General features: G+C 40.9%; 10 protein-coding genes. 6 read left to right on the forward strand and 4 right to left on the reverse strand.

Annotated elements, in window-relative coordinates:
• Nucleotides 1–22: 22 nt before the first annotated feature.
• The 5 genes from adeI to GO593_RS02695 all read left to right on the forward strand — a co-directional run bounded on the left by adeI (nucleotide 23) and on the right by GO593_RS02695 (nucleotide 6,818).
• Nucleotides 23–1,273, forward strand: a complete 1,251-nt coding sequence (gene adeI / locus GO593_RS02675; protein WP_000986589.1) for a multidrug efflux RND transporter periplasmic adaptor subunit AdeI — start codon at nucleotides 23–25, stop codon at nucleotides 1,271–1,273.
• A gap of 12 nt (nucleotides 1,274–1,285) precedes the next feature.
• Nucleotides 1,286–4,462 carry a multidrug efflux RND transporter permease subunit AdeJ gene (gene adeJ, locus GO593_RS02680; RefSeq protein ID WP_000046678.1) on the forward strand — a complete coding sequence of 1,059 codons (3,177 nt, stop codon included), beginning with the start codon at nucleotides 1,286–1,288 and terminating at the stop codon, nucleotides 4,460–4,462.
• Nucleotides 4,462–5,916, forward strand: coding sequence for a multidrug efflux RND transporter outer membrane channel subunit AdeK (gene adeK / locus GO593_RS02685; protein WP_001174793.1), 1,455 nt, complete (start codon nucleotides 4,462–4,464; stop codon nucleotides 5,914–5,916). The genes adeJ and adeK overlap by 1 nt, the downstream gene beginning before the upstream one ends.
• 109 nt (nucleotides 5,917–6,025) lie before the next feature.
• Entirely contained in the window at nucleotides 6,026–6,376 is a 351-nt protein-coding gene (locus GO593_RS02690; protein WP_000927238.1) for a YbjQ family protein, read from the forward strand.
• A 7-nt stretch (nucleotides 6,377–6,383) separates the two neighbouring features.
• Nucleotides 6,384–6,818 (forward strand): YbjQ family protein, encoded by a 435-nt coding sequence (locus GO593_RS02695; RefSeq protein ID WP_000369287.1) that lies wholly within the window; start codon nucleotides 6,384–6,386, stop codon nucleotides 6,816–6,818.
• Here GO593_RS02695 and GO593_RS02700 read toward each other — a convergent pair.
• Genes GO593_RS02700 through GO593_RS02710 form a run of 3 tightly spaced genes read right to left on the reverse strand, consistent with a single transcriptional unit; the run spans nucleotide 6,815 to nucleotide 8,813 of the window.
• Nucleotides 6,815–7,249: a nuclear transport factor 2 family protein gene (locus tag GO593_RS02700; RefSeq protein WP_000371759.1), complete on the reverse strand. Its 435-nt coding sequence runs from the start codon at nucleotides 7,247–7,249 to the stop codon at nucleotides 6,815–6,817. The two genes, GO593_RS02695 and GO593_RS02700, sit on opposite strands and share 4 nt — an antisense overlap.
• Nucleotides 7,250–7,303: 54 nt before the next feature.
• A complete protein-coding gene (locus GO593_RS02705; RefSeq protein WP_001086065.1) occupies nucleotides 7,304–8,110 on the reverse strand; it encodes an SDR family NAD(P)-dependent oxidoreductase in 807 nt (268 codons plus the stop codon).
• Nucleotides 8,111–8,135: 25 nt separating this feature from the next.
• Nucleotides 8,136–8,813, reverse strand: a complete 678-nt coding sequence (locus GO593_RS02710) for a hypothetical protein (RefSeq protein WP_000120765.1) — start codon at nucleotides 8,811–8,813, stop codon at nucleotides 8,136–8,138.
• Nucleotides 8,814–9,009: 196 nt separating this feature from the next.
• On the opposite strand from GO593_RS02710, the gene GO593_RS02715 reads away from it, so the two are divergent.
• Complete coding sequence (locus GO593_RS02715) at nucleotides 9,010–11,889, forward strand: valine--tRNA ligase (protein ID WP_000128722.1); 2,880 nt, start codon at nucleotides 9,010–9,012, stop codon at nucleotides 11,887–11,889.
• A gap of 56 nt (nucleotides 11,890–11,945) precedes the next feature.
• On the opposite strand, the gene GO593_RS02720 is transcribed toward GO593_RS02715, so the two are convergent.
• Nucleotides 11,946–12,530, reverse strand: a complete 585-nt coding sequence (locus GO593_RS02720) for a methyltransferase domain-containing protein (protein ID WP_001003055.1) — start codon at nucleotides 12,528–12,530, stop codon at nucleotides 11,946–11,948.
• Nucleotides 12,531–12,661 lie beyond the last annotated feature (131 nt).

A 12,661-nucleotide genomic window follows, 5' to 3' on the forward strand; every position in this document is an offset into this window, starting at 1 on the left:
TTTATCTAAACGAGGTGGAACAATGATGTCGGCTAAGCTTTGGGCACCAGCCCTTACTGCTTGCGCATTAGCAACAAGTATCGCGCTTGTTGGTTGTAGCAAAGGCTCCGATGAGAAACAGCAAGCTGCTGCTGCTCAGAAAATGCCGCCTGCAGAAGTAGGTGTTATTGTTGCTCAACCACAAAGTGTTGAACAAAGCGTTGAGCTTTCAGGCCGTACTTCAGCATATCAAATTTCTGAAGTTCGTCCTCAGACAAGTGGCGTGATTTTAAAACGCTTATTTGCTGAAGGAAGCTATGTTCGTGAAGGTCAGGCGCTTTATGAGCTCGACTCTAGAACGAACCGTGCAACGTTAGAAAATGCAAAAGCATCACTCCTACAACAACAGGCAAATCTAGCTTCACTACGTACCAAGTTAAATCGTTATAAACAACTTGTTTCTAGTAATGCTGTGTCTAAACAGGAATATGATGACTTACTTGGTCAAGTCAATGTTGCAGAAGCACAAGTTGCAGCAGCTAAGGCTCAAGTAACAAATGCAAATGTAGATCTTGGTTATTCTACAATTCGCTCTCCTATTTCTGGCCAATCTGGTCGTTCTTCAGTAACGGCTGGTGCTTTGGTTACTGCAAACCAGACTGACCCGTTGGTAACGATTCAACAGTTAGATCCTATCTATGTTGATATTAATCAGTCTAGTGCTGAGTTATTGCGTTTACGTCAACAACTAAGTAAAGGCAGTTTAAATAACAGTAACAACACGAAAGTAAAATTAAAGCTTGAAGATGGTTCTACCTATCCAATCGAAGGGCAACTTGCTTTCTCTGACGCTTCTGTAAACCAAGATACAGGAACAATTACATTACGTGCCGTATTCTCTAACCCGAATCATTTATTGCTTCCGGGTATGTATACCACTGCGCAAATTGTTCAGGGCGTTGTTCCAAATGCTTACCTGATTCCTCAAGCTGCCATTACTCGTTTACCTACAGGACAAGCTGTAGCGATGCTTGTTAATGCTAAAGGGGTTGTTGAGAGCCGTCCTGTTGAAACCTCTGGTGTTCAAGGACAAAACTGGATTGTGACTAACGGCTTAAAAGCCGGCGATAAAGTCATTGTTGATGGTGTTGCCAAAGTTAAAGAAGGGCAAGAAGTATCAGCAAAACCTTATCAAGCTCAACCAGCAAACTCTCAAGGTGCAGCACCAAATGCTGCGAAACCGGCTCAATCAGGTAAACCTCAAGCAGAACAGAAAGCAGCTTCAAATGCATAAGGGGTAGATTGAATGGCACAATTTTTTATTCATCGCCCCATATTTGCGTGGGTGATTGCATTAGTCATTATGTTGGCAGGTATTCTTACGCTAACAAAAATGCCTATTGCACAATATCCAACGATTGCACCACCAACCGTAACGATTGCTGCGACTTATCCTGGTGCATCGGCTGAAACAGTTGAAAATACTGTAACCCAGATCATTGAACAACAAATGAATGGTCTTGATGGCTTACGTTATATTTCATCTAACAGTGCTGGTAATGGTCAGGCATCTATTCAATTAAACTTTGAACAAGGTGTTGACCCTGATATTGCACAGGTTCAAGTTCAAAACAAATTGCAATCTGCAACTGCGCTTTTACCTGAAGATGTACAACGTCAAGGTGTAACAGTTACTAAATCTGGTGCGAGCTTCTTGCAAGTTATTGCATTCTATTCACCAGATAACAACCTGTCAGACTCTGACATTAAAGACTACGTAAACTCGTCAATTAAAGAACCGCTTAGCCGTGTTGCCGGTGTTGGTGAGGTACAGGTCTTCGGTGGTTCATACGCAATGCGTATCTGGCTTGATCCAGCTAAATTAACAAGCTATCAACTTACTCCTAGTGATATTGCAACTGCCTTACAAGCGCAGAACTCGCAAGTTGCTGTAGGTCAGTTAGGTGGTGCTCCGGCTGTACAAGGTCAAGTTCTTAACGCAACAGTAAATGCACAAAGCTTATTGCAGACTCCTGAGCAGTTTAAAAATATCTTCTTAAAGAACACAGCATCAGGTGCTGAGGTTCGATTAAAAGATGTTGCTCGCGTAGAATTAGGTTCGGATAACTATCAATTCGACTCGAAGTTTAACGGTAAACCGGCAGCTGGTCTTGCAATTAAAATTGCAACAGGTGCTAACGCACTCGACACAGCCGAAGCAGTTGAACAACGTTTATCTGAACTACGTAAGAACTATCCAACAGGTCTTGCAGATAAACTGGCTTATGACACGACTCCATTTATCCGTCTTTCAATTGAAAGTGTAGTACACACATTAATTGAAGCCGTGATTTTGGTATTCATTGTCATGTTCCTATTCTTACAAAACTGGCGTGCAACGATTATTCCAACGCTTGCAGTTCCAGTAGTTGTATTAGGTACATTTGCGGTCATTAATATCTTTGGCTTCTCAATTAATACCTTAACCATGTTCGCTATGGTATTGGCAATCGGTCTTCTGGTCGACGACGCCATTGTTGTAGTCGAAAACGTTGAACGTGTGATGAGTGAAGATCATACCGATCCGGTTACCGCCACTTCTCGCTCAATGCAGCAGATTTCTGGTGCGTTAGTAGGTATTACCAGCGTATTGACAGCGGTATTCGTACCAATGGCTTTCTTTGGTGGTACAACAGGTGTAATTTACCGCCAGTTCTCGATTACCCTTGTAACTGCAATGGTTCTGTCGTTAATTGTAGCGTTGACGTTCACACCGGCACTTTGTGCAACTATCTTGAAACAGCATGATCCTAATAAAGAACCAAGCAATAATATCTTTGCGCGTTTCTTTAGAAGCTTTAACAATGGTTTTGACCGCATGTCGCATAGCTACCAAAATGGTGTTAGCCGCATGCTTAAAGGCAAAATCTTCTCTGGCGTGCTCTATGCTGTTGTAGTTGCCCTTTTAGTCTTCTTGTTCCAAAAACTCCCGTCTTCATTCTTACCAGAAGAAGATCAGGGTGTGGTCATGACACTTGTACAATTACCACCAAATGCAACGCTTGACCGTACCGGTAAAGTGATTGATACCATGACTAACTTCTTTATGAATGAAAAAGATACCGTGGAATCTATTTTCACTGTTTCTGGTTTCTCATTCACAGGTGTTGGTCAAAACGCGGGTATTGGCTTCGTTAAGTTGAAAGACTGGAGCAAACGTACGACACCAGAAACTCAAATTGGTTCATTGATTCAGCGTGGTATGGCATTAAATATGATCATTAAAGATGCATCATACGTTATGCCATTACAGCTTCCAGCAATGCCTGAACTTGGTGTAACTGCCGGATTTAACTTGCAGCTTAAAGATTCAAGTGGTCAAGGCCATGAGAAACTGATTGCAGCTCGTAACACGATTTTAGGTTTGGCATCACAAGATAAACGTCTTGTAGGGGTGCGTCCAAATGGTCAGGAAGATACTCCTCAGTATCAAATTAATGTAGATCAGGCTCAAGCTGGTGCTATGGGCGTTAGTATTGCCGAAATCAACAATACAATGCGTATTGCATGGGGTGGCTCATACATTAACGATTTCGTTGACCGTGGTCGTGTGAAAAAAGTTTATGTTCAAGGTGATGCGGGCAGCCGTATGATGCCTGAAGACTTAAACAAATGGTATGTACGTAATAACAAAGGTGAGATGGTTCCATTCTCGGCATTTGCTACAGGCGAATGGACGTATGGTTCTCCACGTCTCGAACGTTATAACGGCGTGTCATCGGTTAACATTCAAGGTACACCTGCACCTGGTGTGAGCTCTGGTGATGCCATGAAAGCAATGGAAGAAATTATTGGTAAGTTACCATCTATGGGCTTACAAGGTTTCGACTATGAATGGACAGGCTTATCACTTGAAGAACGTGAGTCTGGTGCTCAAGCGCCGTTCTTATACGCACTTTCATTGTTAATCGTATTCCTTTGCTTGGCTGCACTATATGAAAGCTGGTCAATTCCGTTCTCGGTTTTACTTGTGGTACCACTTGGTGTCATTGGTGCAATCGTATTGACCTACTTGGGAATGATTATTAAAGGAGATCCAAATCTCTCAAATAACATTTACTTCCAGGTAGCGATTATTGCGGTTATCGGTCTTTCTGCAAAAAATGCGATCTTGATTGTTGAATTCGCAAAAGAATTGCAGGAAAAAGGTGAAGATCTACTTGATGCAACCTTACATGCTGCAAAAATGCGTTTACGTCCAATTATCATGACCACCCTTGCCTTCGGTTTCGGTGTACTTCCACTTGCACTTTCAACAGGTGCCGGTGCAGGAAGTCAGCACTCTGTAGGCTTTGGTGTACTTGGTGGCGTACTCAGCGCGACGTTCTTAGGTATCTTCTTTATCCCTGTATTCTATGTGTGGATTCGTAGTATCTTTAAGTACAAACCAAAAACCATAAACACTCAGGAGCATAAATCGTGATGCAAAAAGTATGGTCTATTTCAGGTCGTAGCATTGCGGTATCTGCACTTGCGCTTGCTTTGGCAGCTTGTCAAAGCATGCGCGGCCCAGAACCAGTCGTGAAAACCGATATACCACAAAGCTATGCATATAACAGCGCTTCTGGTACGTCTATTGCTGAACAGGGTTATAAACAGTTCTTTGCTGACCCGCGTTTGCTTGAAGTGATTGATTTGGCTCTTGCCAATAACCGTGACTTACGTACAGCAACGCTCAATATTGAACGTGCTCAACAGCAATATCAGATTACACAGAACAACCAGCTTCCAACAATCGGAGCAAGTGGTAGTGCAATTCGTCAGGTTTCTCAAAGCCGTGATCCGAATAACCCCTACTCTACTTATCAAGTAGGTTTGGGTGTAACTGCTTATGAGCTAGATTTCTGGGGTCGTGTTCGTAGCCTTAAAGATGCTGCTTTAGATAGTTATCTTGCAACACAAAGTGCTCGTGATTCGACTCAAATCAGTCTGATTAGCCAAGTTGCTCAAGCATGGTTAAATTATTCGTTTGCAACAGCAAACTTAAGACTGGCAGAACAAACGCTTAAAGCACAGTTAGATTCTTACAATCTCAACAAAAAACGTTTTGATGTAGGTATTGACAGTGAAGTTCCATTACGTCAAGCACAGATTTCTGTAGAAACTGCGCGTAATGATGTAGCGAACTACAAAACTCAAATTGCTCAAGCACAAAACTTGTTGAACTTGCTTGTAGGCCAACCTGTTCCACAAAACTTGTTACCTACACAACCTGTAAAACGCATTGCTCAACAAAATGTATTTACTGCCGGTTTACCAAGTGACTTGTTAAATAACCGTCCAGATGTAAAAGCTGCTGAATACAACTTAAGCGCTGCGGGTGCGAATATTGGTGCTGCAAAAGCACGTTTATTCCCAACCATTAGCTTAACGGGTTCGGCTGGTTATGCATCAACTGACTTAAGTGATCTATTTAAGTCTGGTGGTTTTGTCTGGTCAGTTGGTCCAAGCTTAGATTTACCAATCTTTGACTGGGGTACACGTCGTGCCAATGTAAAAATTTCTGAAACTGATCAGAAAATTGCATTGTCTGATTATGAAAAATCAGTTCAATCTGCGTTCCGTGAAGTTAATGACGCGCTTGCAACTCGTGCCAACATTGGCGAGCGTTTAACAGCTCAGCAACGTCTAGTAGAAGCAACTAACCGCAACTACACACTTTCAAATGCCCGCTTCCGTGCTGGTATTGATAGTTACTTGACTGTTCTTGATGCACAGCGTTCTTCATATGCAGCTGAACAAGGTTTGTTATTGCTTCAACAAGCAAACTTAAACAACCAAATCGAGTTATACAAAACTCTAGGTGGTGGTTTAAAAGCAAATACTTCAGATACAGTGGTACACCAACCATCTAGTGCTGAACTTAAAAAGCAATAAGTTTTAAATCACTTTCTTATAAAAGCTCACTTCGGTGGGCTTTTTTATTGCAACTCATCTGAATATTTTTTATCTTGAAAGCTTAAGAAATTTAGTTTGATAAAAAACAATGTTATTAAGTAATTTAGAAAGTGTTCCAGGCCATCAAATTTTAAAGCAGCTTGATGTCGTTTACGGAAGTACCGTCCGTAGTAAGCATGTGGGTCGCGACTTGATGGCAAGTTTAAAAAATATTGTAGGTGGTGAACTTACGGGTTATACCGAATTATTAGAAGAATCTCGCCAAGAGGCTATGCAACGTATGATTGCTAAAGCAGAACAACTCGGTGCCAATGCAATTGTTGGTATTCGTTTTTCTACCTCAAATATTGCCCAAGGTGCTTCTGAGTTATTCGTATATGGCACAGCAGTGGTTGTGCAGCCTCAAGCACCTCATCTGCCCGATCCATTTAATGCATAGGTAGAAAATGGACAATCTTATTTTTCAGCTTGTTATTTTTCTCATTCTTTTCAGTATTGGTTGGGCTTTTGGCCGCCATATTGAACGAAAACATTTAAATGAACTTCTAGAAAAAGAGCAACAATTTGCCCATATCAGAATTGATACCAATCGTTTTGCCACAAGCGACCAGTTGGGTCATTTTATTAGCAGTAATGTGGTTATTTCGCATGACTACTTTAAATATGTGCTGGCCTCCATAAAAAATATTTTAGGTGGTCGGCTGACCAGTTATGAAAGTATTGTTGAACGTGCTCGCCGCGAGGCTATCGTACGACTAAAACAACAAGCTCAAAGTGTCGGTGCCAATCACATTATGGGAGTTCGGCTGAGTACAACCGAACTGGGTATGCAAGGTGGAATGGTAGAGGTATTTGCCTACGGAACAGCAGTCAAAGATTAACACTGCCCCATAGCAGAAAAATGTATACGCGGATTGCCAATATTTTTAGTTAAGTGTTGGCAAATTCCGGTAATTTTCCATATGCCCTGTTGTTTTGCCAAAGTAAAATAATAGCGACCAAAAGAATGAAAATAATCATTTTCCGAAAAACGATAAATTTGATAATTACATTCTAACCATGCTCGGTCTTGTTCAATCCGAATAAGAGGATTGCTTAAATTGTGCTGTAGCCGCAAATGTGACAAAGCTTGTTGCCGTGAACCTTTATATTCATGACAAGACACCACACATAAAGGTTCCCCTCTAAACTGCAAATAGTCCACCTCAAGTTGATCGGCCAACAACTCATCAAACGCATCCCAATTTTTCTGGTCAAAAACCAATTGAAAACGCGTAATGACCTCTAAAATACGATGGTAGTCTTGATCCATGGCGAACCTTCTATGCGGGTTTTTCCATCAATTTAGCACGGCGAAATCTTTTTTTTATTTCACTTTTGTTTTCCGGATCATTTTATAGAGTAGTTTCGGTGACATACGGGAAACCATCACGCCTAATTTTTCTTTAGTACCGCCCACTACAATATATTCCTGTCCTTGCATTAATGCCTTAACTGACTGTTCTGCAAAAACATCGGCTTCTAGTCCATTTTCGATTGCTTCATCTTGGTGGCCTTGAGGTTGCCCTGCACCATTTAGTGCATTAAACGAAACATTAGTTTTTACAAAGCCCGGGAAAATAACCGAAACTTCAACACCCTGATCGGCAACTTCGGCACGTAAACTGTTGGCCCACATATGAATAGCAGCTTTAGCAGCCGAATAACTCGCACGGTACTGCGTACCTAAAAGCCCTGCTACACTCGACACAAATACAACTCGGCCAGACTTTTGTTTAAGCATGGTCGGTAACACAGTTTTGGTTAATGCGACTTGTGAGAAATAATCGACTTCCATAATGGCACGTTCTGTTGCCATTGTGGTGTCTTGAATAAGAGCACGCTGACTTAAACCCGCATTATTAATAAGCCAGTCAATTCGTCCTTTTGCTTTTAAAATCTGCTCATAAGCCTCTTGAACTTGCTCTTGATTGGTAATGTCTGCAACTACCGACAAGTGCTGATCCGGATGGAGTAAACCAACGCGAACTTCTTCTAACTCTTCAAAGCGACGCGAAGTTAAAATAACTTGAGCACCTTGCAAAGCAAACTCACCAGCTAAAGCTTTACCTAAACCAGAAGATGCTCCCGTAACCCACACCACTTTATTTTGCAAAGTATCAAGTTTGGCCATTTTAACTTCCTATTATCTTTTTAAATTATGCTGCTTGATGCATGAAGGCCAAAAAGTGGTTGATATAGTGAGTTGCAGTCGTTTGATCAACCTGCGTCCCCAATTTTTCCAAACGTTTATAGCCCAAATGCGTTGTCATATTAATGACCCCATTTAGGGTTTTATCGACAACCAAATTAAATTTTAAACGTTTTTTAGGTTCACGTACTAGGCTTGTTACACCTAAATCCACAATTTGAATTAAGGTCTGAAAAGCTTTTTCTACGCTTTGCATATTGCCCTCACGTATTTGTTCCGTCAGTGTTTGGGCCTGTTGTACAAGTTGAGGTGTGATCGGGTATGTAATATAAACCTCTTGCTCACGTTCTTTCATGAGTGAGGTCATATAATCAACTAAAGGTAAAAGTCTTTCATTACCGAAAAAAGAGACTGACCAAGGCATATATTTTCGGAAAGTATCTAAAATTTGCTGAAGAACTTTCTCGGACTCATACCGCTGTTTTTGAGTCATAGTAGAGTTGTCTTGCTCATCCTTTAACAATACAGAGAAAACTTGCTCAATAATTTCACACGACAAATCGGAAAGAACGTCCCCCAATACTTTCGACTGGCTTTCTCTTACCCCAGCATGTAATTTCTCTCGAATTGAAGCAAATTGGGTATAGGTTGAATCGGAAATCTTTAAAAAAACTTTGTAGCTCATATGTCGCATCCCTTTTCAATTCTTTTGTAATTTTTCTGCCGTGCCGCTACACGATTAAATTGTGATCCATGCTTCATAAATCTACCGTTTTTTGAAAAAAATACAAAACCGTTTATCTGTTTTCAGCACATTAATTTCGAGGCAATTTTTTGCTACAATAGATGCAATTTTTTATGCATATTCGATCTAAGCTACTATGACTGACGCTCAAACCGCTCAAAATATTGCCACCACCTACGATCCAACCGAGATCGAAAAGAAGTGGTACAAAACGTGGGAAGAACAAGGTTACTTCAAACCTTCTGGTCACGGTGAATCATTCTGTATCATGATTCCACCACCAAACGTCACTGGTAGTTTGCACATGGGCCATGGCTTTAACAATGCCATTATGGATGCCCTCACCCGTTATAACCGTATGATGGGTAAAAACACTTTGTGGCAACCGGGTACTGACCATGCTGGTATTGCAACTCAAATGGTTGTTGAGCGTCAACTTGGCTTACAAGGTATCACTCGTCACGATTTAGGCCGTGAAAAATTCATCGAAAAAGTTTGGGAATGGAAAGAGCAATCTGGCGGCACAATTACCAAACAAATTCGTCGTTTAGGTTCGTCTGTAGACTGGTCACGTGAACGCTTCACGATGGATGAAGGTTTATCAAACGCCGTTAAAGAAGTATTCGTTCGATTGCACGAAGACGGTTTAATTTACCGCGGTAAGCGCCTAGTAAACTGGGACCCTAAACTTCAAACTGCGCTTTCTGACCTTGAAGTAGAAAGCAAAGAAGAAAAAGGCTCACTTTGGCACTTTAAATATTTCTTTGAAGATAAATCAGTTAAAACTCAAGATGGCAAAGACTATCTCGTAGTTGCAACGACTCGTCCTGAAACTTTACTTGGTGATACTGCTGTTGCTGTTCACCCAGAAGATGAGCGTTATGCACACCTTGTTGGTAAAAATATTGTATTGCCAATTACTGGTCGTTTAATTCCAATCGTTGCTGACGACTACGTTGAAAAAGACTTCGGTACTGGCTGTGTAAAAATCACTCCTGCTCACGACTTTAACGACTATGAGTTAGGTAAACGCAATAGCTTGCCAATCATCAATATCTTCAACAAAAACGCTGAAGTTTTAGGTGAGTTTGAATATATTGCCAAAGCTGGCGAACAAATTTCTAAAACCATCACTGCACCTGCAGATTATGCTGGTTTAGAGCGCTTCGAAGCACGTAAAAAATTAGTTGCTCAAGCGGAAGCTGAAGGCTGGTTAGACCAAATCCAACCGTATGACTTAAAAGCGCCACGCGGTGACCGTTCAGGTGTGATCATTGAACCATTATTGACTGACCAATGGTACGTAAAAATTGCACCTCTTGCTGAGCCTGCAATTGAAGCGGTTCAAGATGGTCGTATTAAGTTTGTTCCAGAGCAATACAGCAACATGTACATGGCATGGATGCGTGACATTCAAGACTGGTGTATTTCACGTCAGCTTTGGTGGGGTCACCGTATTCCAGCTTGGTACGATGCTGATGGCAACATCTATGTTGGCCGTAGCGAAGAAGAAGTTCGCGCGAAAAATAACATCGCGGCCGATGTTGAGCTTAAACAAGACGAAGACGTACTTGATACATGGTTCTCATCTGCACTTTGGACATTCTCAACTTTAGGTTGGCCAGAACAAACTCCAGAACTCAAAACTTTCCACCCAACAGATGTGTTGGTGACCGGTTTTGACATTATCTTCTTCTGGGTTGCCCGCATGATCATGATGACCATGCACTTCATGAAAAATGAAGATGGTTCATCTCAAATTCCATTTAAGACGGTTTACGTTCACGGCTTGGTACGTGATGGTGAAGGTCAGAAAATGTCGAAGTCTAAAGGTAACGTTCTTGACCCATTAGACTTGATTGACGGTATTGATTTAGAAAGCTTAGTTGCAAAACGTACAACTGGCCTCATGAACCCGAAAGATGCTGCGAAGATTGAAAAATCAACGCGTAAAGAATTCCCGGAAGGCATTAATGCTTATGGTACTGACGCAGTTCGTTTCACGTTCTGTGCCCTTGCAAACACTGGTCGTGACATCAAGTTCGACTTAAAACGTGTTGAAGGTTACCGTAACTTCTGTAACAAAATCTGGAACGCAACTCGTTTCGTTCTCATGAATGTTGAAGGCCAAACTGTTGGTACCGACGCTCGTCCTGATCTTTGGGAACTTCCAGAACAATGGATTATCAGCCGTCTGCAAAAAGCTGAAGCTGCTGTACACCAAGCGTTTGCAACTTACCGTTTAGACCTTGCTGCTCAAGCGATTTACGACTTTATCTGGAATGAGTACTGTGACTGGTACGTTGAGTTAACTAAACCAGTTCTAAACGATGCAGAAGTTTCAGAAGAGCGTAAAGCTGAAGTACGCCGTGTATTGCTTGCAGTCATGGAAGCTTCATTACGTTTGGCTCATCCATTAATGCCATATTTGACAGAAGAAATCTGGCAGACTCTTGCACCAATGCTTGGTCAAGGCGGCCCAACGATTATGACTGCTCAATACCCTATTCCTGAGCAAGCAAAAATCAATGAACAAGCTGAAGCAGATATGCAATGGCTTCAAGGTTTGATTGGTGCGGTACGTAACATTCGCGGTGAAATGGGCTTAGGTAATGCGCGTTTATTACCAGTATTACTTCAAAACATTTCTAATGCTGAACGTGAGCAAATTACTCGTATTGAAGCGTTGTTCAAAGCATTGGCTAAAGTTGAAAGTATTGAGTTCTTAGGTAAAGATCAAGAACCACCGCTTTCTTCTTCAAGTGTTGTAGGTCATGCATCGGTATTTGTACCAATGAAGGGCTTAATTGATCCTAAAGCTGAGCTTGCTCGTTTGCAAAAAGACTTGGATAAAATCCAAAAGCAACACGATCAAATCGCGGGCAAACTTGCAAATGAAGGCTTTGTATCTAAAGCACCAGCAGCGGTTGTTGAAGGTGAAAAAGCGAAGCTTGCTGAGTTTGCTGCGCAGTTAGATAAAGTTAAAGCGAATATGGAGCAAATTGCTGCGCTTTAATTTAATTAGTTAAATGAACCCAGAATCTGTGCAAGCAGGTTCTGGGTTTTCTATATTTAAAAATCACTTTTCTGTAGAATCAGCATATGAAGATGCCATGTTTTTATGCAACCATTCAATAAAGGTAAATTTTCATTCATTTCTTTATGAAACAGCAGATTAAAATCACATAAGAATAAATCAGCTATATCTTGATAAGTAAATCCTATAAATTTTGTAGGTTCTCTAATAACCCACTCATCATAAATTCCCAATAAATCAACTACAAGAATTCCACCTTCAGAAAGAGCATTTATCATTCGTTTAATTACGCTATAAAAATAGCTTGGGTTACAAAAGAACAGACTTGATGAAGCAATAATTAAGCTTGCAGACGGGAAATTAAAGTCTTCAAAAGATTCATGATAGAAAATAAATTTAGAGTCATCTTTGAATCGCTCAGTACAGACTTTTTGCGCATCAATTGAAATATCAAAAGCATGAACATTAAATCCCTTTGAGAGTAGATAAGCAGATTCATTGCCAGCGCCACAGCCACAATCGATAGCAACTAAAGGTAAGTTAGGAAAATAACCTAAAGCCTTCTCTAAAATAGGTCTATGTTTAAGTTCTTTTGATAATTGAATAAATTTTTCATTCATAAATCCGATCTTTTAATTTTTATAATTTCCACACTATATTTTATAAAAAATCCAATCTCAACGATTTCCTATTTCAGAATTTATACCTTATCAAATCATCGGTAGTCTCATGGCTGCACATAAAACCTAGA

The organism is Acinetobacter baumannii, from assembly GCF_009759685.1.
In the GTDB taxonomy this organism is placed as follows: Bacteria; Pseudomonadota; Gammaproteobacteria; order Pseudomonadales; family Moraxellaceae; genus Acinetobacter; species Acinetobacter baumannii.